Here is a 20,669-nt window from a genome sequence, read left to right as displayed (position 1 = left end):
GATTTTCTTGATAACTTACATCGGACAGGCATCCTTTAATCGTGTGAATCAAGGTTCAGACAATTTTACGGCCGATAGGCATCTTTCAAACCTAAAATCAAGCAAACGGTGAAGCCTTCTTGAATGCCTTTAATAACAAACCAAGCTTGAAAAATCAAGGGGCGGACAATAAAAATTAGCACACTTTTCACATAATAAGTAAATTTGATTTATGGAAACATTAATCATGCATCCCAAAAGCAAGGAGCAACTGGTGGCGCTGAAGGCACTGGCTAAAGCCTGGAAGATTAGCGTAGAAACAAAGGAGAGCCCTTACGACCCTGATTTTGTGGCTATGGTAAAAAAGGCTGAGAAAAGAGGCAACTATAAAGAAATAGACGATAAAGATGTATGGGGCAGTTTAAACTTAAAATAGAAGAGCTGGCTGAGCAGCATTTAACATAAACACTACAAATCGGGAGACAATGGAAGTATAAAAAAGATCGAAAAAATACTTATTGAGCTTACCGAAACCCCATATAACGGTACGTGGAATCCCGAACCCTTAAAGTATGAACTATCCGGTTTTTGGTCGCGAAAAATAAATCAAAAAGACAGGCTGATTTACAAAGTACATGAAGAAATAGTAACGGTTTTTGTTATTTCGGCGATGGGACATTATAGTCAGAAATAAGGTAACAGTTTAGCGAGCGGTGTCCGGAAACTTGTCCGCATTCAGTCGTCCCGGAAAACGGACGGACAAAATTCTGAACCATGATTCTTCGGATTAAAGGATTTTTACGATTACCTACGGCGTATAGCATGCTTTAATCCTAAAATCAAGCAAACGGCGAAGCCATCTTTAACTCGGCTAAAAAACAATTAACAGGTGAAAAATCAAGGTTCGGACAATAAAGGCATCCCATAAATTAGCTTAACGGCGAAGCCCACCTGAACGCCTTAGCAAATAAACAACAAGTGAAAAATTCCGGTTCAGGAATTCTACAGCAGACAAGTATCCAGAAAATCCGCTTAATCCGTTTAATCCCGGTTCCGGTCTCGGTTTAATCCTGCCAGCTGCTTTTCAAAACCTTGTATTCTTCCCGTTCTTCCAGCGTTAAAGCCTCAAGCACGTTCATTGATTTTCCGTTGAGCCCATTGATTACATAGTTGCTTTTTGCGGCGGTATCAAAAAACTGGATCTTATAATTGTCCCTCAGTTTTTCGTTGCCTTTTACAATTTCGCCAAATTTGGTTACGAAATTTTCCTTTTTTACTGCCGTAGCCGGGGTAGAGTTTTTGGCTGCCATTTGATAAATGAATTTTAAAATAAAACGGTTTATTAACTGTTGCTTAACAAATAATAACCGTAAAAGTTACAATGTACTAAAAATATTGGAAAAAACAGCAGAATGAGCTTTTTTAGCTTTGGGGAAAATGGTATTTTTTGACAGGCTACGCGTTGTTAATCAGAAACCCCCGACTCGGAGACCAACTTTAAAATGGCCTTGCTCCCGGCCGGCCGCGACAAATACAACTCAGTATAACCATAAGAATAACCCGAACGGCTGATGATAAAATCAGGAATTTTATCTCCGTCGAGATCCCCCGCAAAATCAATCGCTATATCTTCCGACATGTCGCCCACGCCACCAAACGATACGTCGGCCGGTAATGCTTTCAGCACCTGGTTAAAACACTTGCCCTTAACATTTGCCAGCAGGTGTAACTTGTAATTGTAAACTAACCCGCCGGTTTTTCGCCCTGTTGTGTAAAGCACATAAGAAACGCCGTTGTATGTAAACTGGAGCTTTTGGCCCGCCGCAGGCAATCTTTTCGAGAGCAGGGCCATTTTAACAGGGCCGTTTATAAGGCCTTTTGCGCCCGATATTAAAATTACATTGTTAGCTTTAATATTGCTGTTAATCCGCCAGCCGGTATTAGCATTGCCGGTATCCAGGTCTGAATGTTGTTGTGTAAACTTTACCCGGGTATCATTTATAAAATAGTTGCCTTTAGTTTCAAACAGGCCCTTCCATTTTAGTTTGGCAATATTTGCATCAACATCATCCGCGCCGTAACTGGCACATTGTACGGTTTTTATTCCATCAGTAGTATCGGTAATAGCATTGGCATTGGTTACCACTTGTATAGCATCCGGCGGGACTGCCACTTTAGGAATGGTATCATCCGGAATTGCCAGCGTATCGCTTGCCGGCGAGATACCCCCCGCAATAACGTGGCTGGTATCATTTTTAAGGCGGATGTTTTCTTTTTTAACCACTTTGCTGCCTGTCCGCCCGCAAGCAACAAGTATCAAAAGCATCAAAATATAAATTACCTGGTTTTTCATTTGTGAAGGCCTTTGCACCGCTAAACTAACGCAAAATAATTGTTTAATGGCCGTACCAGGCCAAATATTAAACTGGCCGGACTGGGATGATGCCCGTGATCTGGCGAGCTTTCAGTCTTTTCCAAACGCCCCAACCAAATCCTCCTATATTTGTTAACCTCTTAAACAACCCCGATGGAAAATCAGCATAAAATATTAATCAACGAAATCTCAAAGCTGCTGCAGGGCGGCAGTGCCCACGCCTCGTTTCACGAAGCAATAAAAGGATTAAACCCCAAATTGCGCGGCGTTAAGCCCGACAATATGCCTTACACCATATGGCAACTGGTTGAGCATATCCGCATTGCCCAGTGGGACATGATGCGTTTTTGTAAGGATGCCGATCACCAATCGCCAAAGTGGCCCGACGAATACTGGCCGAAGGAAGTTACCCCCGAAGATGATGATGCCTGGAACGGCGCCCTTAAACAAATTGATGATGATTTAGATGAGTTTATTGAATTGCTGGAGCACAGCGATATTTACCAGCCCCTTGAACATGGCGACGGCCAATCCATCCTGCGCGAGGCCCTGCAAATTGCCGACCATAACGCTTATCATATTGGTGAAATTATAGTGATACGAAGATTGCTGGACGATTGGAAGTAAGCGACACTCGTCATTGCGAGGAACGAAGCAATCTCTGCACAGGACAATCGACTAACCGCTATGTTTGTGAAGATCAAAATGCGGCTGACAGGTCGCCACAAAGCTTTTGCTCCTTGATCAGCACGCGTAAAGATTGCTTCGTTCCTCGCAATGACGATAACTGATGTTTTTATCTCACCTTATTCACAAACTCCACAATAGCCGGTACAAGCCCGGCGCTTAATGGCAGGTCGGGTTTGCTGTAGGTGGCAACGTTTTGTTCGTCATCGTCGGGGGCATCTTTCAAAATATGGTTCATGCCCTTTATCTCTATCAATGTAGCGTCTGATTTTGATTTTTTAAACCTGCGGCCATTTTCAAGATTAACCATTTTGTCGGTAGTTCCCTGTATCAGCAGCAGCGGCACTTTTATCCGTTTTACCCCACGTAAAGGGTCGTAGCGGCAATAGCTCATTATAAAGTTCTGTATGCTTGGCCTGGCAATGTAATACAATGCCGGGTCGATGTTTGGTGTCAGCTTGCCCTTACGAAGGCTATCCATAAAAGCCTTAAACTCATCCTGTAAAAAGCCGGCTTTACCTTTTAGCTGGTCCCTTAATAATTTGTCTCCCGGGTCGGCTGCCCATTCGGCGGCAATAACGCCTTTGGCAGGTACGTCGTTTGTAATAAGTGAAGTAACCAGTGCGCCTTCGCCATGGCCAAACAATATTATTTTCGAGAAACGCTGGTCGTCGTTCAGCATATTGGTGAGGCCCAGTGCATCATCGCCATAATCCTCCAACCGTAATTCCGACTCCTTGCTTTTGGTAACGCTGGCGCCAACCAGGCGCTTGTCATAACGTACCGTTGCTATGCCGTTTTTGCCCAAATCGTTAGCCAGCATTTTATAAGTGTTGCCGGCTGCGCCTGTTTTAGTGTTATTGCCATCCCTGTCGGTAGGTCCTGAATCGGCTAAAATCAGTACCAGCGGTATTTTGCCCGACGGATTTTTTGGCATCACCAGCGAGCCCGAAATGGTGCCGGTTAAAGTCTTTAGTACAATAGGTGTTTCATCAAGCGATGGATCGAGCGTTACACCGGTCTTTGCGTTGTCTTCGGGCTTGTAAGGGCCAAGCAGCAGGCCGGTCAACTTATTTTGAGGGTTAAGTGCCAGGTTCAGCAAAAATGTGCTGTTTTGAAAAGTAGCCTTATACACTACCAATTGCGATGTAACTTTTACAAACTCGGTTTTAAGCAGGTTGCCATATTGCGATTTTAGCTGGATAGTAGTGGGCTTAAAAGTCTCCAGCGGCAGTGAAGCCTTCATTTCGGTACTAAACATCGCGAAAATGCTGTCGGGCTGGTCATGGTTATAGTATTGGGTAAACCGGGTAACAGCAGCCATATAGTTGGCAGGTTCGGCCTGTGCAATAGCCTTTACAGCTAAAAGCAGGGTAACCACAAAAAATATTGTTTTCTTCATTTAAGGATTTTCAGGGATAAAAACTTGCAGTTCCGAAATTAGTAAAAATTATGATTACGAACCGCTGATTAGGATTGATTTCGTTGATTACGCTGATTAATCGGGGTAATTACACAATAATTGGTGAAATCCCCAAAATCAAAACTAAAACATTTTCATGCATTTTACATTTTACTACCATGGAATTAAGCACACAGGTTGCATGGTTGTTTTTATTGGCTATCCCCATTGCCTGTATGGCATGGACGGTTACCCACGAAGAGGTTTTTCGCGAGCCACGGGAGTATTGCCTTAAACGCTGCCACAACGGCAAATCCATAGCCGAGCGCAAGTTTTTTTACCTGTTCACCTGCGAGTATTGTTTCAGCCATTATGTAACTGTTATCATGCTGTTCATCACCCAATACAAATTGTTGTTTACTGATTGGCGCGGCTACCTCATTGCCGGTTTTGCCCTGGTATTTGTAGCCAATGTGTACATGAGCCTTTTTGCCCTGGTACGCGTTGACTTAAAGAAGGTGCGCCTGGAAGCTGAACATGAAGAGCAGAAGAAGTAGTAGTTTGTAGTTGGCAGTTGGCTCTTTTTCCAATTTTCAAATCATCAAATCAACACCTCTTCAAATTAACATCCTCACAACACCAACTGGCCAAACAATCTTTCTAAAGTCGCCAAAGCATCGTCGGTCATCCCCGGGTGCACTTTTGATGTTTGCAATACTGTACTGCGGGTAGCGGTCAGCCACCTGAAGCGCGACGCCATATCAAGCTTACCAATCGGCCCTGCATCCTTATCCGCGTTACAAATGCGCTCAAACGAGCAGAGGTGTTGCTTCAGTTCATCAATATCCAAATCTTTATGGCACGATTGCAGCCTGGCCTCGTCTAAATGGTAGCGGGCCTGCAAAAACTTTTGTTTGGCACAATATACTATCACCCCTATGTTCAAAAACTCCTCGCGTTCTACCCTGGGCACAACGCGTATTACGGCATACTCAAATAATGTTTTCTGCTGCATGTTGTGCTTCGTTTACAAAAATTGATGAATGCTCCAATCTCGTGGTTAAAAATTCGATATAAGCCTCGCGGTATTGTGCGGGTGTTTCAAATGAGGATTCGCCGGTGAGCCATTCGTCAGGTATCACCTCTACAATAGCCCGTATGCGTTCGCCGGTAAGTATTTGCTTAAATGCAGCGTCAACTTCGGTTAACTGCGTTGCGCGTGATAACAATACATGATCCTTTACCTGTAAAAATGGTTTTTTGGCAGCTTCGAGCCAGTTATGCCACGAGTGATGGAAATATAAAGCCGCACCGTGATCAATCAGCCATAATTCACGGTGCCAGATCAGCATATTGGTATTGCGTGGCGTGCGGTCGACATTCGTCAGCAGGCAATCGAGCCAAACAATCTGCGATGCCAGTGTTGCATCAATAGGTGAAATAGCAGGGTCAAACGTTATAGCCCCCGACAGGTAATGCAACGCAAGGTTAAGGCCAACACTGGCTTTTAATAAATCCTGTATTTCTTCGTCAGGTTCGGTACGGCCAAAGGCTTCATCCAGGTTGGCAAATACCACTTCAGGCACTTTTAAACCGCAGGCACGGGCAATTTCGCACCCAATTAATTCGGCAACCAATGCTTTTGCTCCCTGGCCCGCACCGCGAAATTTTAACACGTATAAAAAGCCGTCATCGGCCTCGGCAATAGCAGGCAGCGAGCCGCCTTCGCGCAGGGGCGTAACATAACGGGTAACGTTTACTGTACGCAGCTGTGGTTTTAAATCCATAAATAATAATTAACACGAATTACACGAATTTAATCCAATTGCGCTAATCATATTCGCGAAATACGGCTTTTGAGGGAGCTCAATTTACAAGTATTATTAATACACATAATTTATGGCAGCGCTTATTGCGCCGGATATTCATTCTTTAATAATAACCTACGGGTATTTAAAGTGTTTGAAATACAATTATTTAACCTGTACGCTTAAATAATTATTTTAAATTAACATTTATGTAATATGTTAACCTGTAAAACAAATATTTTGATATATTTGTAACGAACTTTTATCACCACCTATACGTAAAAAGCCTTTTATGTTTACCGGGTTAATTAATGTTGCTATATTGTAGTCAATTTAATTTAAAGGTAAATTTATAGTAAACTTGTATAAAAACTGTTAATGAAGCTTATCACGGTGTGCCTTTTATGGGCTATACTTCTGGCCGTTACTTTTGATAATGCACACGCGCAAGTGGCGCTTTCATCTATACAGGGTAAGGTTTTAACAGACGCCAGAGTTCCCGCCGAATCAGCAACCATAATTTTATTAAAAGCCCGCGACTCATCGATAGTAAGCTCCACCATTATCGGCAAAAACGGTCGTTACCGGTTTGATGATGTACCGGCCGATAGCTACCTGCTGCTGGCAACTATGATAGGTTTTAACAGGGTGTATGCAGGCCCATACGAACTTGAGGAAGACAAAACGTTTAGAGTTTCGGAGATTGTATTAAAGCCATCCTCCAATCAGCTTAAAGAAGTTACCATATCAAGCACCCGGCCCGAAATTGAAGTGCGGCCCGGAAAGATAACGATCAATATTCCCAATAGCTTAACTGCCGAAGGAAGTTCGGTGCTCGAAATCTTAAGGCAATCGCCGGGAGTAAGGGTTGATAACAGTAACAACATAAACATTATAGGCAGGCAAAATGCATTGGTAACCATCGACGGTAAAGCCACCAGTTTAACGGGCGATGACCTGGCTACCTACCTCCGCAGTTTGCAATCGAGCGCAATTGACAGGATTGAACTGATTACTGCAGGGTCGGCAAAATATGATGCATCCAGCGGGGGGATAGTGAATATTGTGCTTAAAAAAGGTACCAATGTAGGCGCCAATGGCTCGATAACCGCCACAGCCGGCTATGGTAAATACTACAAAAGCAATATTGGCATAGCGTTTAACGACCGTATGGACAAGTTTAACGTTTTTGGCAGTTACAACTTTACGGCAGATAAGACTTTCCGCAACATCATGACCAACAGGTTTATCAACTTTGATGGTGTATTAAGCAATTACGATGTTAACTACAGGAATGTTCAGCAAAGCACCAACAGCGGTTTTAACCTGGGGGCCGATGTTTTTATATCGCCCAAACATACCATCGGTTTTTTGATAAACGGGATGTCGCGGCATGACGATTTTACCAAAAATAACGGTCTTAACATTAGTAACCAGGGCAGCCTCGACTCAATTATTACAGCCAATTCTGCTTTAAGCAGGCATGTTACCAAAATAAATTACAATATAAACTACAGCGGCAAGCTCGACAAAGCCGGCACAACTTTAATGGCCGACCTGAACTATACTACCTTTAACCGCAGTTCGTCTGAGTATATTACCAACCAGTTTTATAAAGCCGACTGGAGCCCCTATCGTGCAGACCTGTTGTTGGAAAACCTTTCGCCGTCAACAATCCATATCTGGCTTTCAAAGCTTGACTTTTCTACGCCGCTTTCAAAAACCTCCACGCTGGAAACCGGCGTTAAAAACAGCCATGTGAGTAGTAATAACGACTTGATTTTTGGCCCTAAAGTGGGTAATGAATATATACCCAACCCAAATTTGAGCAACCATTTTTACTACACCGAAAACATAAACGTAGCCTATCTAAACTATCAAAATAAGTTTAACAAGGTTGACCTAACAATAGGCGTAAGGGGCGAGCAAACCACCAGTAATGGTAACTCCGTCACCATGAATTCAAAAATAAGCAGGGATTATTTCAGCGTGTTCCCCCAAACGCTGGTAACTTACCATATTAATGATAAAAATGAACTTTCGTTAAGCTACAACCGCGGTATTGGCCGGCCCGCTTACGAGGAGATAAACCCTTTTTTATATTATATTGACTTGTACGATTACCGCAGCGGTAACCCCAACTTAAAGCCGGAATATTCGAATAACATCGAGCTTAGCCATACCTACAAAAAAATTATTACTACATCATTGTATGCTACGATAATCAGCGATGCTTACGATTTTGGCTTTTACGAGCAAAACGACACTTCGAAAGTGAGCATACTTACGCACACCAATTTCGGCAGGATATACAACTATGGTATTAGATTTTCGGCGCCGGTAGCTGTTAACGCCTGGTGGAACGCTTATTTTCATATAGACGCCTCCTATCAGCGTTACGTGGCCTATCCCCAAAATGGCAACTTAAACAAAGGGACGCAGGATGTTATATTTAACACCATTCAAAGTTTTAAACTAGGGGCTGGAGTAAACGCTTCAATTACAGGCGTGTATGAATCGCCCAACTTTTATGGTATCAACCAAAATAAGGCCCAATACAGGGTTGATGCGGGACTGGGCACCCAATTATTTAATAAACGCGGAACCCTGAGGTTAAATGTTCTCGATGTGTTTAACACCCAGAGAGACAGAGCGCAAACTAACTATCAAAACCTTAATCAAACCATTGTTGATAAAAAGGAGAGCCAGGTAGCCCGCCTTACGTTTAGTTACCGCTTTGGCAAAACCACTGTAAAAGCAGCTGCCGATCACCGTACTGGTAACGAGGAAGAACAAAAGCGGATTGGTAACGGGGGAGGGAATTAGTGCAGAGTCCTAAGCCCTAAGTCGATAGTCTTGAGTCTTAAGCCAGGGACTTCTGACTAACCAACACGGCCGCCCATCATGCTGGCGAAAATAATCAGCAACACCAGCAAACTGATACCCACATACAGGTAATCCTTTTCCAGTACAAAGCCAATAGTTGAGCATACAACCCGTAAAATTGGCGTAGCGATCAACAAAACAATACCCAATTGAATAATTGCCTGTCCTTTTAAATTAGTTGCCGCGACTATTAGACTGCCTGCATGTTGCATAAAAGGCGGGATGCCATTAAATTTTTTATAATCAGGAATAGAATGCCCATGCCGTACCACATAAAATATCCCCCCGAAAAGAACTATGCTCATGGATACAATCATGCCGCCGCGCAGCACCTTGCCTATGAGTGATTGTATGTCGGTGTCTTTGAATTTCATTTTTTAGTCCATAGTCCATGGTCCATAGACCATAGTAAATTTTCGCTTAGTATATTTCTGCCATGGTCTATCGTCTATGGTCCATGGACTTTTTCCTCTCAAATCTTCCCCGTTATTCCGTTATAAATCATTTGCCCGGCCAAAAAGGTTACCACAATGGCAAACACCCACCTTAGCCAGCCCGATGATTTTGTTTTTACCAATATTTTAGAGCCTGTAAACGCACCAATTAATACCCCGATAACCACCGGCATAACCAGCGCGGGGTGGATGTATCCCCGTTGTAAATAAACAACTGCGCTTGCCGATGCGGTAACACCTATCATAAAATTACTGGTGGTGGTTGATACCTTGAAGGGTATACGCATAATGGTATCCATGGCTATCACTTTAAGCGCGCCTGATCCTATACCAATTAACCCGGAAATGGTGCCGGCAAAAATCATCATAAAAAAACCGCCTGCAACATTGGTCACGCTATATTCAATCGTGCCACCGTTGTTGGGGTAATTACTGTTAAGTTTCAGCTTTTCGGCCAGGTAGCTTTTTTGGGTGACGATGTGCTCTGCCTTTTTTCGCAGCGATAATATGGCAGATGCGGTTAGTATCACACCAAATAAAATGGCGATGTAATGGGTTGGGATATGCGTTGCAAGGATGGCGCCAACCATAGCCCCTGCGGTGGTGGCAATCTCCAAAAACATACCCAGGCGCATATTGGTAATGCCCTCTTTTACATAAGCCGCTGCCGAACCCGACGACGTGGCAATAACCGATACCAAAGATGCGCCTATGGCATAATGAATATCGACATTTAGCAAAAGGGTAAGCAATGGTATAATTACAACGCCCCCGCCAAGCCCGGTTAATGAGCCCAGCAAACCTGCAAAATAGGAGCCAATTAGGATAATTACTGTAAATAAAATTACCGACATACCATTGAAAAAATAGGACGCTGCTAAAGTAATAATAACTTTTTTTAAGCACTTACTTTAATGTTTGTCTATAGATTTACTGGAGGACACGATTTGAAGATATGCTGATTTAATGACATGAAAATGAGGGAAAGCCGGCAGTAATAGGGAAGGGCCGGCGCAATAAATCCCCGCCGCATTTTGTACATTTGCCCCACAAACATGAGCTACAAAAGTTTACAAGCCTGCGTTACCGACCTGGAAAAACACGGTCGCTTAATTCGTATTAAGGAAGAGGTTGACCCTTACCTGCAAATGGCCGCCATCCACCTGCGCGTGTTTGAGCATGAGGGGCCGGCTATACTCTTCGAAAATGTAAAAGGAAGTAAATTCCCGGCGGTATCAAACCTGTTTGGCACACTGGACAGGTCGAAGTTTATTTTCAGGGACACGCTGGACAAAATTAAAACGCTGGTCGATTTAAAGTCTGATCCGTTAAAGGCGATAAAAAATCCTTTTAAATATGCCGGGGTGGGGTTAACGGCACTGTCGGCATTACCTATGAAAGTGGGCCGAGGTGCACCTATTAACTTTGCAAAATGTAAAATAAGCGATATACCGCAGATAGTAAACTGGCCCAACGATGGTGGTCCCTTTGTTACCATGCCGCAGGTGTATACCGAAGATATTGACAAGCCAGGTATCATGAATGCCAACCTGGGCATGTACCGCATCCAGCTGGGCGGGAATGATTATATCATGAACGAAGAAATCGGCCTGCATTACCAGTTGCACAGGGGGATTGGCGTTCATCAGACAAAAGCAAACGCTAAAGGGCAGCCGCTAAAGGTTAGCATATTTGTAGGTGGCCCGCCGTCACACCCGGTTGCTGCGGTAATGCCGCTGCCCGAGGGGCTGTCTGAAATGACTTTCGCCGGGGCGCTGGGCAATCGCCGTTTCCGTTATTTTTATGATGATGATGGCTTTTGCATTTCGGCGGATGCTGATTTTGTGATAACCGGTACCGTTATGCCACATGATAATAAACCTGAGGGCCCTTTTGGCGATCACTTGGGTTATTACAGTTTAAAGCATCCTTTCCCGCTGTTAAAGGTGCATAATGTTTATCACCGTAAGGACGCCATTTGGTCATTTACGGTAGTTGGCCGCCCGCCGCAGGAAGATACCAGTTTTGGGGCGCTGATCCATGAGATTACGGGTTCAGCCATCCCGAAGGAAATACCGGGACTTCACGCGGTAAATGCTGTGGATGCTGCCGGTGTACACCCGCTTTTGTTTGCCATTGGCAGCGAACGTTATACACCATATAGCAACGAGCGCCGTCCGCAGGAGATTTTAACCATAGCCAACCACATATTAGGTAAAGGACAGCTAAGCCTGGCCAAATACCTGTTTATTGCCGCGCAGGAAGATGATCCAACGCTAAATGTAAATGATATCGGCGGATTTTTAAAACATATCCTGCAACGGATAGACCTTACCCGCGACCTGCACTTTTACACCAATACCACCATCGATACTTTAGATTACAGTGGCAGCGGTTTAAACACCGGAAGTAAGGTGGCAGTAGCAGTAGCAGGTGAAGTTAAGAGGGAACTATGGAACGATTTACCTGCAGATTTCAGTCTTCCGCGACCATTCGAAAAATACAAAATGGTAATGCCCGGTGTATTGGCGGTTGAAGTACCCAAAAATATCCGCACCAGCGATATGCCTTTGATGCTGGAGATCCTGGATGAACATTTGCGGGATGCAGAACTTAACGGCCTGCCGCTAATGGTGCTTTGTGATGATGCGGATTTCGTTGCCCAAAGCATCAATAACTTTGTATGGGTAACCTTTACCCGCAGCAACCCCTCGCACGATATTTATGGTATTAAAAGTTTTACTGAACATAAGCACTGGGGCTGTAACGGCCCGCTGATTATTGACGCCCGTATAAAGCCGCATCATGCGCCTGTGCTGGTTAAAGACCCGGAGGTGGAGAAATTGGTGGATAAGATGGGGGAAAAGGGAGGGGCTTTGTATGGTATTATTTAAGGTTAGTTAATTAGAGATTAGAGACAAGAGATTAGTTTAAAAAATGAAAAATTTGAGAAATAGCATAATAGTATTTTGTTTAATAGCAGGCTTGTTCGCCTGCAAAAAACCGCAGGACATACCCCATTACACCGTATCAAAAATATTTAAGACTGATACCGCTACAACAGTAAATGTGCATATCGCCAACAGGATGACACCGGCCCAGTTAATCCTTATAGCCGGCAAAGTAAAAAAAGACAGTGCCCAGCTACCAAACCTGCATATCAGCTTCCTGCTGCCGGGCAATACCGAAACCAGCGCCGGTGAGCATAGTTATTATGCATCTGCTAAATTCATCAACGCAAACCAGGTGGCATCGTTTGATACATTGAAAGATGATGATGGCAACGTTGTTCGCTTAAAAATATTTGGCTTAAACCAGGAAAAGGCAAAGCATTTGTTAGGCCTTAAGCCCGATGAAATTATTGCTAAAAATGTGCTCGGCCGCTTTATTGACGATTATAACCACACCGTCATCATCCCATTTGATGACCCACTGGACGAAAAAAGGGAAGTATACATCATCGAGCTGGATTCTGCAGCAAAGGTGGTATCCAAAACCATCCCCCAGAAAGTTAAAGATGGCAACATAGAAAAGTGGATAGTAACCCAGCACGGTGATTATATGATGCTGAAAGACAGCGTGCTTACCCAGTTTGCCAACGATGGGTTGGGTGTGCCGTTTAATAGTATAAAGGCGGGGATATGAAGGTTTTTTCGCAGAGAGGACTGTAGCCTTAACTTACCTAAGGCCTTCCTCTTTCAATATTTTCAGCAACAGGCTTGTGTCGGAAGTGTCGTATTCGGCTTTGTCGTAAATAGAAACTAAATACACTCTTTCGTTTTCGAAAATGAGATGGGTAATAACCCTTGCACCTCCCGACTTGCCGCGATTTTTACTTTCAATTGCTACCCGGACTTTGTACAGATTATTTCCTAATGGTGTTCCTTCTTCTGGGTTGATTTTAAGCGCTTTAATTAATTTTGTTATGTCTTTTTTGAAGGAAGGATATTTTTTGGCAAGAGGTTTCGCTTCTTTTTCAAAGTTCCTCGTAATTATTATCTTAAAGCTCATTAAGCCAGGTATCAGCGTCTTTTAATTCGATTTTTCCTTCTAACGATAGCTTTACATCACGAATGCCGTCCCTAAACCCATCGTAGAACGTATCTAATTCTGCAGTTTTATTATTTGATTTGAGACTTTTTTTAAACAAAGATTTTACCTCACTGATAATATTTTTATCATCGGTATCCAGTATCATTCGCACTACTTCAAGTTTTTCGGCCTGTAAGTTCATAATCAAATTTACGAATTATTTAATAGAAACAAACAGGATACTCTGTGAGAAACCATGGGGAGACAAAAGGCTCGTGCCTTTTTTAAATTTCGTTAGTTTCTGTATCGCCTGTATTACTACATTGAATGATACGACGATACAGAACAGCTTAAATTACCAGGTAAAAGCTTAAATAATTGAGAAGGTGTATCTCATCCTAAAAGAGTTTACACTTGTTGAATAATAATCCTGGAATAGATTTGCGTATTGTATCGCCTGTATTGCTACACTGAATGACACAGTGATACAGAACAGTCTTAATCAAGGTCAATTGGTATCAATGCGTATATAGTTACCCTATGTACATTCAAATAATGTATATATTAATATAATTTATAGGTAATTATATATATGCAACTGATAATCACCATAACCTTATTGAAGATAGCTTAAGCTTGATTTATATATAAACTATTCAATATAAATCCTTTAAATACTGATATTGATAATTACTGTATTGTATCACTGTATTGTTCAACCTGGCAATACAACCGATACAGCAAGTCAAAATCGTCAGCTATCATATTCATTGATGATACACATATAGAAAGGTTTTTGTATCGTGTATCATCAGGGGAGTCGCTACAGCGATACAGGCGATACAGCATTTTTATTTGATAATGTTTGCTTCTTTAAAATTTGGATGGCAGCCATAGATGTAGAAATTCCTCTTTTAGTAATACTAATTTGACGGGGGATATGCTTTGGGAAAATGGAAAGACTTACGAAGTTTTAAAAATTTCGTAAGTCTGATTGTAACTTATAGTAAATTGCTTCGCTATTATTAAAAAAAGATATGGAATATAACGGCACCTTCGTAACAACGAAAATAAAAGACCTTGGCCTTCCCTATCTTCGAGGGATACTGCATACTTATGCCTCATTAAATCAGCCTAAATCAAATCTTTCCTATGAATATGATATTATTCAAATAAAAAAAGGCGAGTCAGATTTAAAGGCGAGTCTTATAACGGAATTTGAGGTTTTTAGCGATCAGCCCTTTAACATAACCCTATCCGATGAAAAAAATCTTAGGCAAACTTTGTTAAGCTGGCTATTTGAGAATCAATTTGTATCCGACAAGAAAATCAAAAATATAACGGACCATTTTTATAAGGCTCTTCAGGATGTAACTGACTTCACATCAATATCGTTAATAAACCTGGACTTTATTAAATACGATTTCGGCGTCGCTTACGAATATTATGTACTCGAAAGCGAACTGTCCTGGTATTTGTTGTATTTTACATACGCCGACTAAATTGCTTTCTTCCAATTCTTCCCAATCATAAAAGCTGTAAAAGCAAAAATTAAAATCAACACTAATTTTCTTCATCAAAGTTCCCCCTTCAGGGGGTTAGGGGGCCTACTTCAACTCATCCAAAACCCTAAACATTTTCTCCTTAATTGCCTTACTGCCTCCGTTATAATTATTCACCATTATCGAAAAGCAAAGCTCGCGACCGTGGTAAGTATGGTAGCCGGCATAGGTGAGCACATTTAATATGCTGCCGCTTTTCATCTTCATATCATTGTAAGTTGGCAGACTGGAATAAAAATCAGGGAACCAGGCTTCTTTTTTGGCTGATTGCAGGATGGTTGCAAGCGTTAAGGTGGTCACCCTGTCGCCGGGGGACAGGCCGCTGCCGTCTACAATGTTAAGCGAATGTGGGTCAATGCCCCGGGCTTTCCAGAAATTCTGCTCTACCTCAACGCCGTTGCCGGTGCTTGGTGTTTTACCAGCTTTCCAGGCGATGGTTTTTAACAGTTGCTCGGCATACAGGTTAATGCTTTTTTGGTTGAGCCAATATACTATCTGGCTTAAACGCGGCGACAGGATGGTAGTTAAATTTGTTATCACTTGCGGCGAGGTCAATCCTTTAGCCGTTAGTGTAGTAGTTGATTCCGGCTCATTGCTTACCAAAATGCCCAATCGTTTAAGCGTGTCCATTAAACGAAATGCAGCGTCATAAGCGGGATCGGGTAGGGCGGCGGAGATACTTTTTTTGCTTTGATCCTGCGCATAAGTACCGCGCAGGTACATGGTTTTGCCGCCAACGGGTAAAAAAGCATAGGCATTGTCGCCGGTGCCCGATGGCGCATTTACCAATTCGCTTTTAAAATTAAGGTAAGGCATGGCAGGCACTTCGTGCGTTATGCTGATGGGCGAATCAACCCTGCCGGTGTGAAATTTAATATCAAACTGGTTTTCGCGCCAGGTAAGGCCTGATGTGCCTGCGCCATAGTAATTGCCCAGGTCCATCCAGATCCAGCCTTCGGGTATAGATTGTGAGCCGAACACGGAGTCATCACCAATAATACGCCCGTTTACTTTTTTGATGCCCGCTTTTTGCAGTGCGTCAACCATTAAGCTAAGCACATGGCTTTCGTGGGTATTTTCATACCTCCAGCTGCCAAGGGTGGGGTCGCCGGCGCCTTTGATAATAACATCGCCGTTTAGGGTACCATCGGAAGTAATAATACCGCTGTAGCCGAATTGGGTTTGGTATTGAAAATCCTTACCTAATAAATTAAAGGCGGTAATGGTGGTAATAGTTTTTAAGGTCGATGCAGTTGCCAGGCCCATGTTGGGGTTGGCGGTAAAAACCGTTTCGCCCGTTTTGGCATCGAGCACCGTAAGCGATAGCGAGGCATATTTACACTGGCTATCAGCCTGCAACCGGCTAAATGCCGATTGCAGTTTCTGTTCCAATGGTTGGGCAGCAGCCTGCCCGGTTATAAAAAGAAGGCTAAGCAGGCACTTCGTGTGTATCCTCATCCTTTGAATTTCCTTGTGCTATGTAATAAATAGGTATGCCTATCAATACGATAATTAAACCAGGCCATGTAAACTGTGGTTTATAAATTATCAGTAGTATGCAAAATGCTATGCCCATAATCATATAAATAGCCGGCAAAACAGGATAGCCAAAAGCTTTATATGGCCGCTCTGCATCCGGGCGTTTTACCCGCAATATGTATATGCCAAAAATAGTAAGTACATAAAATATAACTACCACAAACGATATCATATCCAGCAAATCGCCATACTTACCGCTCATGCAAAGTATCGATGCCACAATAGCCTGTATCCATAAACCAAACTCGGGCACGGCTGATTTGTTTAAAGTACCGGTTTTTTTGAAGAACAGGCCGTCTTTAGCCATTGTATAGTAAACACGGGCACCTGCCATAATCAAGCCGTTATTACAACCAAACGTTGATATCATAATCATAATGGCAATAATTTTTGTGCCCATATCACCAAAAATCACGTGCGATGCAGCTACAGCAACCCTGTCCTTGTCCGCAGTGGCGATGTCGTGAAGCGACAGTACCCCTGTGTACATAACGTTGGCCAATACGTAAATAATTGTAACTATCAATGTACCCAAAAACAGGCTAAGCCCTACATTACGTTTTGGGTTATTCATTTCACCGGCAATAAACGTCACGTTGTTCCAACTATCGCTGCTGAAAATAGAACCTACCATAGATGCTGCAATTGCACCGAGCGCCGCCGCCATGGTCAGGTTTACAACGTCCACACTGCCATCGGCCTTTAATCTGTGCATGTTCCATGCATCCGACCAGTTGGCGTGCCAGATTTCGCCTTTGATTGCTAAAAAGCCAAAGATTATCAAGCCGAACAAACTTACAAGCTTGGTTATGGTAAAAGTGTTTTGTATTAACTTGCCACTTTGCACACCTTTGGTGTTAATAAAGGTTAGCAGCAAAATAACCACAATCGATACGCATTGTGCCGCGCTGATGGTAAAGTGCCAGCTGCCGATCATCGTACCAAATAATATATTATCTTCGCTCACCTCTGGTATCAAATACGCTGTAAATTTCGAGAATGCCACGCCTACTGCAGCAATTGTACCGGTTTGTATCACCGCAAAAAAGCTCCAGCCGTATAAAAAAGCGATTAATTTATTGTACGATTCTTTAAGGTATACGTATTGTCCGCCTGCTTTGGGGAACATCGCGCTTAACTCGCCGTAGCTGACAGCAGCGGTTATGGTCATGAAGCCGGTTATCAGCCAAACCGCTATAAGCCAGCCTGCTGAGCCAACGTTACGCGTAATATCGGCGCTTACAATGAAAATGCCCGAGCCAATCATTGAGCCCGCTACAAGCATTGTGCCGTCGAGCAAACCCAGCTCGTGTTTTAGTTTTGGTTGTGAAGGTGTCCTTGCCATCAATTAGTTTAAGTTTAAAGGTTCTAAACTATTCAAAAAACTTTATAATTCTCACGCTATTGTAAAGAAATTAATTTGCTATTTTGCGCAACCAATTATATTTGCAAGCTGAAATAATAAACTGGACTATTTACTAAATTTTAAATATGGATTTTTTGAACAATTACTTAATTTATTTAATTCCTGTATTCGGACTGGTCGGGATTCTTTTTATGGCCATTAAGTCTGCCTGGGTGGTTAAACAAGATGCCGGCGACGGCGATATGGCCCAATTAGCAGGCTACATTGCCGATGGCGCGATGGCCTTTTTACGTGCCGAGTGGAAAATACTGAGCTACTTTGTGGTAGTTGCAGGCATCCTTTTGGCATGGTCGGGCACAACGGTAGCTACATCGAGCCCAATTATTGCAATCTCTTTTGTTTGCGGTGCCTTTTTATCGGCATTTGCAGGTTTCCTGGGTATGCGTATAGCTACTAAAGCAAACGTACGCACCACACAGGCTGCGCGTACCAGTCTTGCCCAGGCATTAAAGGTGTCGTTTACAGGCGGTACAGTAATGGGTTTAGGTGTTGCCGGTTTGGCAATCATCGGCCTTGGGTCGTTGTTCATTGTGTTTTATACCATGTATGTTAAAAATACGGGCGGAAGCGTTAACGGCGAAGCTATGGCAAAAGCACTTGATGTTTTAGCCGGCTTTTCTTTAGGTGCTGAGTCAATCGCATTGTTTGCCCGTGTTGGCGGTGGTATCTATACCAAAGCTGCCGACGTTGGCGCCGACCTTGTTGGTAAAGTTGAAGCAGGTATCCCCGAGGATGACGTGCGCAACCCTGCAACCATTGCCGATAACGTAGGCGATAACGTAGGTGACGTTGCCGGTATGGGTGCCGATTTGTTCGGATCGTATGTAGCAACTATGCTTGCAACCATGGTTTTGGGCCGCGAAATTGTATCGCATGATGCTTTCGGTGGTATTGCACCTATTTTATTACCAATGGTAATTGCGGGCATGGGCCTTATCTTCTCGATAGTTGGCGCAGCCATGGTAAGAATTAAAAATGAGACCGATAGCGTACAAAATGCATTAAACATAGGCAACTGGGCTTCTATTATTTTAACAGCAATTGCGACTTACTTTTTGGTGCAGTGGATGTTGCCAAACGATTCGTTCCACATGGTGCGCGACGAGGATGCAGCAGGCGCTGTAAAAGCCGGTTCGCTGGTGTTTACCAAAAACGGCGTATTTATGTCGATTGTGGTTGGCTTGGTAGTAGGTACTTTAATGTCGATGATTACCGAGTATTACACTGCAATGGGTAAACGCCCGGTGTTGAGCATTATCCGTCAATCATCAACAGGTCACGCTACCAACATCATCGGTGGTTTGGCTGTAGGTATGGAATCAACAGTATTGCCGATATTAGTACTAGCATCAGGTATTTACGGTTCGTATCACTTTGCAGGTTTATACGGGGTGGCTATTGCAGCCGCAGGTATGATGGCAACTACAGCAATGCAGCTGGCTATCGACGCATTCGGCCCAATTGCCGATAACGCAGGCGGTATTGCCGAAATGAGCCGCTTACCGGAAGAAGTTCGTCACCGTACAGATAACCTCGACGCCGTAGGTAACACTACAGCAGCGACAGGTAAAGGTTTCGCAATTGCATCAGCAGCGTTAACATCACTTGCATTATTTGCAGCTTTCGTAGGTGTTGCCGGTATCGAGCATATCGATATTTATAAGGCTGACGTATTAGCAGGTTTATTTGTGGGCGGTATGATACCTTTTATCTTCTCGGCATTGTGTATCTCGGCAGTAGGCCGTGCAGCAATGGCAATGGTGGAAGAAGTTAGGCGCCAGTTCCGCGAAATACCGGGCATTATGGAGTACAAAGCAAAACCTGAGTACGAAAAATGCGTGGCTATATCAACCAAAGCATCTATCCGCGAGATGGTTGCACCGGGTCTTATTGCACTTATCACCCCGGTTATCATCGGCTTTGCATTCGGTCCCGAAGTATTGGGAGGATTGCTTGCTGGTGTAACTGTATCCGGCGTGTTAATGGGTATTTTCCAAAGCAACGCCGGTGGTGCATGGGATAACGCTAAAAAATCATTCGAAAAAGGCTGTTTGATAAACGGCGAGATGTACTACAAAAAATCAGAACCGCACAAAGCTTCGGTAACTGGTGACACTGTAGGTGATCCATTCAAAGATACATCAGGTCCGTCGATGAACATCCTTATAAAACTGATGTCGATTGTTTCATTGGTTATTGCGCCACACCTGAATAACGGCCAGCGCCTTCAAAAAGAACAGCCGCAACATTCAGTGATAACACATGTTATTAAGGTTGATAAAAAGGCTTAATTTGCTATAGAATATTGAAAAGGGATGCTGAAAGGTGTCCCTTTTTTGTATAATCAAATATGCGAAAACCCCCATTTTAATTTTCCGCCGTTGTCTCCGCCGTTGTTGGTCTTGTGACCATGGGTGTTCGGAAGATTATTCTGGGGCACTTTTGAGGATTGCGTCAAGTTTATAAGGGTCGCCGCCACAGATAATAACGATATCCTTCATTAAGGACTTTTCCAGGTC

The 20,669-nt window shown here is 43.3% G+C and carries 20 protein-coding genes; 9 read left to right on the top strand and 11 right to left on the bottom strand.

Annotated elements, in window-relative coordinates:
• Nucleotides 1–211 precede the first annotated feature (211 nt).
• Nucleotides 212–415, top strand: a complete 204-nt coding sequence (locus tag NAF19_RS29550) for a DUF2683 family protein (RefSeq protein ID WP_252793988.1) — start codon at nucleotides 212–214, stop codon at nucleotides 413–415.
• 57 nt (nucleotides 416–472) lie between these two features.
• Nucleotides 473–673, top strand: a complete 201-nt coding sequence (locus NAF19_RS29545) for a Txe/YoeB family addiction module toxin (protein ID WP_370362931.1) — start codon at nucleotides 473–475, stop codon at nucleotides 671–673.
• Between the two features lie 370 nt (nucleotides 674–1,043).
• Here the strand turns inward: NAF19_RS29545 and NAF19_RS29540 are convergent, their stop codons facing one another.
• Nucleotides 1,044–1,289: a hypothetical protein gene (locus NAF19_RS29540; protein WP_252793986.1), complete on the bottom strand. Its 246-nt coding sequence runs from the start codon at nucleotides 1,287–1,289 to the stop codon at nucleotides 1,044–1,046.
• Nucleotides 1,290–1,444: 155 nt separating this feature from the next.
• Nucleotides 1,445–2,332 (bottom strand): hypothetical protein, encoded by an 888-nt coding sequence (locus tag NAF19_RS29535; RefSeq protein WP_252793985.1) that lies wholly within the window; start codon nucleotides 2,330–2,332, stop codon nucleotides 1,445–1,447.
• Between the two features lie 174 nt (nucleotides 2,333–2,506).
• On the opposite strand from NAF19_RS29535, the gene NAF19_RS29530 reads away from it, so the two are divergent.
• Nucleotides 2,507–2,980 (top strand): DinB family protein, encoded by a 474-nt coding sequence (locus tag NAF19_RS29530; protein ID WP_252793983.1) that lies wholly within the window; start codon nucleotides 2,507–2,509, stop codon nucleotides 2,978–2,980.
• Between the two features lie 169 nt (nucleotides 2,981–3,149).
• On the opposite strand, the gene NAF19_RS29525 is transcribed toward NAF19_RS29530, so the two are convergent.
• Nucleotides 3,150–4,442, bottom strand: coding sequence for an alpha/beta hydrolase (locus tag NAF19_RS29525; protein WP_252793982.1), 1,293 nt, complete (start codon nucleotides 4,440–4,442; stop codon nucleotides 3,150–3,152).
• Between the two features lie 179 nt (nucleotides 4,443–4,621).
• On the opposite strand from NAF19_RS29525, the gene NAF19_RS29520 reads away from it, so the two are divergent.
• Nucleotides 4,622–4,999, top strand: a complete 378-nt coding sequence (locus tag NAF19_RS29520) for a hypothetical protein (protein WP_252793981.1) — start codon at nucleotides 4,622–4,624, stop codon at nucleotides 4,997–4,999.
• A gap of 74 nt (nucleotides 5,000–5,073) precedes the next feature.
• On the opposite strand, the gene NAF19_RS29515 is transcribed toward NAF19_RS29520, so the two are convergent.
• Both NAF19_RS29515 and NAF19_RS29510 read right to left on the bottom strand, forming a co-directional pair.
• Nucleotides 5,074–5,457, bottom strand: a complete 384-nt coding sequence (locus tag NAF19_RS29515) for a DUF3037 domain-containing protein (protein WP_252793980.1) — start codon at nucleotides 5,455–5,457, stop codon at nucleotides 5,074–5,076.
• Complete coding sequence (locus tag NAF19_RS29510; RefSeq protein ID WP_252793979.1) at nucleotides 5,435–6,229, bottom strand: HipA family kinase; 795 nt, start codon at nucleotides 6,227–6,229, stop codon at nucleotides 5,435–5,437. The genes NAF19_RS29515 and NAF19_RS29510 overlap by 23 nt, the downstream gene beginning before the upstream one ends.
• A 399-nt stretch (nucleotides 6,230–6,628) precedes the next feature.
• Between NAF19_RS29510 and NAF19_RS29505 the strand changes: the two genes are divergently transcribed.
• Complete coding sequence (locus NAF19_RS29505; RefSeq protein WP_252793978.1) at nucleotides 6,629–9,076, top strand: TonB-dependent receptor; 2,448 nt, start codon at nucleotides 6,629–6,631, stop codon at nucleotides 9,074–9,076.
• Between the two features lie 56 nt (nucleotides 9,077–9,132).
• Here the strand turns inward: NAF19_RS29505 and NAF19_RS29500 are convergent, their stop codons facing one another.
• Together NAF19_RS29500 and NAF19_RS29495 are read right to left on the bottom strand one after the other, a co-directional pair.
• On the bottom strand, nucleotides 9,133–9,510 hold the full coding sequence (locus NAF19_RS29500; protein WP_252793977.1) for a DUF1634 domain-containing protein: 378 nt from the start codon (nucleotides 9,508–9,510) through the stop codon (nucleotides 9,133–9,135).
• 98 nt (nucleotides 9,511–9,608) lie between these two features.
• Nucleotides 9,609–10,445, bottom strand: a complete 837-nt coding sequence (locus tag NAF19_RS29495; protein WP_252793976.1) for a sulfite exporter TauE/SafE family protein — start codon at nucleotides 10,443–10,445, stop codon at nucleotides 9,609–9,611.
• Nucleotides 10,446–10,646: 201 nt separating this feature from the next.
• On the opposite strand from NAF19_RS29495, the gene NAF19_RS29490 reads away from it, so the two are divergent.
• Entirely contained in the window at nucleotides 10,647–12,485 is a 1,839-nt protein-coding gene (locus NAF19_RS29490; RefSeq protein WP_252793975.1) for a UbiD family decarboxylase, read from the top strand.
• Nucleotides 12,486–12,528: 43 nt separating this feature from the next.
• Entirely contained in the window at nucleotides 12,529–13,236 is a 708-nt protein-coding gene (locus NAF19_RS29485; RefSeq protein WP_252793974.1) for a hypothetical protein, read from the top strand.
• Between the two features lie 33 nt (nucleotides 13,237–13,269).
• On the opposite strand, the gene NAF19_RS29480 is transcribed toward NAF19_RS29485, so the two are convergent.
• Nucleotides 13,270–13,602, bottom strand: coding sequence for an addiction module toxin RelE (locus tag NAF19_RS29480; RefSeq protein WP_252793973.1), 333 nt, complete (start codon nucleotides 13,600–13,602; stop codon nucleotides 13,270–13,272).
• Nucleotides 13,592–13,825, bottom strand: a complete 234-nt coding sequence (locus tag NAF19_RS29475) for a hypothetical protein (protein WP_252793972.1) — start codon at nucleotides 13,823–13,825, stop codon at nucleotides 13,592–13,594. The genes NAF19_RS29480 and NAF19_RS29475 overlap by 11 nt, the downstream gene beginning before the upstream one ends.
• 835 nt (nucleotides 13,826–14,660) lie before the next feature.
• Between NAF19_RS29475 and NAF19_RS29470 the strand changes: the two genes are divergently transcribed.
• Nucleotides 14,661–15,125, top strand: a complete 465-nt coding sequence (locus NAF19_RS29470; RefSeq protein WP_252793971.1) for a hypothetical protein — start codon at nucleotides 14,661–14,663, stop codon at nucleotides 15,123–15,125.
• Nucleotides 15,126–15,230: 105 nt separating this feature from the next.
• Here NAF19_RS29470 and dacB read toward each other — a convergent pair whose 3' ends face one another.
• Nucleotides 15,231–16,643 carry a D-alanyl-D-alanine carboxypeptidase/D-alanyl-D-alanine endopeptidase gene (gene dacB / locus NAF19_RS29465; RefSeq protein ID WP_252793970.1) on the bottom strand — a complete coding sequence of 471 codons (1,413 nt, stop codon included), beginning with the start codon at nucleotides 16,641–16,643 and terminating at the stop codon, nucleotides 15,231–15,233.
• Complete coding sequence (locus NAF19_RS29460) at nucleotides 16,615–18,069, bottom strand: APC family permease (RefSeq protein WP_252793969.1); 1,455 nt, start codon at nucleotides 18,067–18,069, stop codon at nucleotides 16,615–16,617. Before NAF19_RS29460 ends, dacB begins: the two co-directional genes overlap by 29 nt.
• A gap of 146 nt (nucleotides 18,070–18,215) precedes the next feature.
• On the opposite strand from NAF19_RS29460, the gene NAF19_RS29455 reads away from it, so the two are divergent.
• A complete protein-coding gene (locus tag NAF19_RS29455; protein WP_252793968.1) occupies nucleotides 18,216–20,441 on the top strand; it encodes a sodium-translocating pyrophosphatase in 2,226 nt (741 codons plus the stop codon).
• Nucleotides 20,442–20,669 lie beyond the last annotated feature (228 nt).

It is taken from the genome of Mucilaginibacter flavidus (assembly GCF_024055575.1).
Classification (GTDB): domain Bacteria; phylum Bacteroidota; class Bacteroidia; order Sphingobacteriales; family Sphingobacteriaceae; genus Mucilaginibacter; species Mucilaginibacter flavidus.
Note: the sequence above shows the minus strand (reverse complement) of the source record. Positions and strands in the feature narration are given on the sequence as shown.

Excerpts from the sequence above, each read along its gene's own strand:
- NAF19_RS29490 (WP_252793975.1), top strand. The coding sequence starts at position 10,647 with ATGAGCTACAAAAGTTTACAAGCCTGCGTTACCGACCTGGAAAAACAC.
- NAF19_RS29515 (WP_252793980.1), bottom strand. The coding sequence starts at position 5,457 with ATGCAGCAGAAAACATTATTTGAGTATGCCGTAATACGCGTTGTGCCC.
- NAF19_RS29470 (WP_252793971.1), top strand. The coding sequence starts at position 14,661 with ATGGAATATAACGGCACCTTCGTAACAACGAAAATAAAAGACCTTGGC.
- dacB (WP_252793970.1), bottom strand. The coding sequence starts at position 16,643 with ATGAGGATACACACGAAGTGCCTGCTTAGCCTTCTTTTTATAACCGGG.
- NAF19_RS29520 (WP_252793981.1), top strand. The coding sequence starts at position 4,622 with ATGGAATTAAGCACACAGGTTGCATGGTTGTTTTTATTGGCTATCCCC.
- NAF19_RS29485 (WP_252793974.1), top strand. The coding sequence starts at position 12,529 with ATGAAAAATTTGAGAAATAGCATAATAGTATTTTGTTTAATAGCAGGC.
- NAF19_RS29540 (WP_252793986.1), bottom strand. The coding sequence starts at position 1,289 with ATGGCAGCCAAAAACTCTACCCCGGCTACGGCAGTAAAAAAGGAAAAT.
- NAF19_RS29495 (WP_252793976.1), bottom strand. The coding sequence starts at position 10,445 with ATGTCGGTAATTTTATTTACAGTAATTATCCTAATTGGCTCCTATTTT.
- NAF19_RS29480 (WP_252793973.1), bottom strand. The coding sequence starts at position 13,602 with ATGAGCTTTAAGATAATAATTACGAGGAACTTTGAAAAAGAAGCGAAA.
- NAF19_RS29455 (WP_252793968.1), top strand. The coding sequence starts at position 18,216 with ATGGATTTTTTGAACAATTACTTAATTTATTTAATTCCTGTATTCGGA.
- NAF19_RS29530 (WP_252793983.1), top strand. The coding sequence starts at position 2,507 with ATGGAAAATCAGCATAAAATATTAATCAACGAAATCTCAAAGCTGCTG.
- NAF19_RS29510 (WP_252793979.1), bottom strand. The coding sequence starts at position 6,229 with ATGGATTTAAAACCACAGCTGCGTACAGTAAACGTTACCCGTTATGTT.
- NAF19_RS29535 (WP_252793985.1), bottom strand. The coding sequence starts at position 2,332 with ATGAAAAACCAGGTAATTTATATTTTGATGCTTTTGATACTTGTTGCT.
- NAF19_RS29500 (WP_252793977.1), bottom strand. The coding sequence starts at position 9,510 with ATGAAATTCAAAGACACCGACATACAATCACTCATAGGCAAGGTGCTG.
- NAF19_RS29525 (WP_252793982.1), bottom strand. The coding sequence starts at position 4,442 with ATGAAGAAAACAATATTTTTTGTGGTTACCCTGCTTTTAGCTGTAAAG.
- NAF19_RS29550 (WP_252793988.1), top strand. The coding sequence starts at position 212 with ATGGAAACATTAATCATGCATCCCAAAAGCAAGGAGCAACTGGTGGCG.
- NAF19_RS29460 (WP_252793969.1), bottom strand. The coding sequence starts at position 18,069 with ATGGCAAGGACACCTTCACAACCAAAACTAAAACACGAGCTGGGTTTG.
- NAF19_RS29475 (WP_252793972.1), bottom strand. The coding sequence starts at position 13,825 with ATGAACTTACAGGCCGAAAAACTTGAAGTAGTGCGAATGATACTGGAT.
- NAF19_RS29505 (WP_252793978.1), top strand. The coding sequence starts at position 6,629 with ATGAAGCTTATCACGGTGTGCCTTTTATGGGCTATACTTCTGGCCGTT.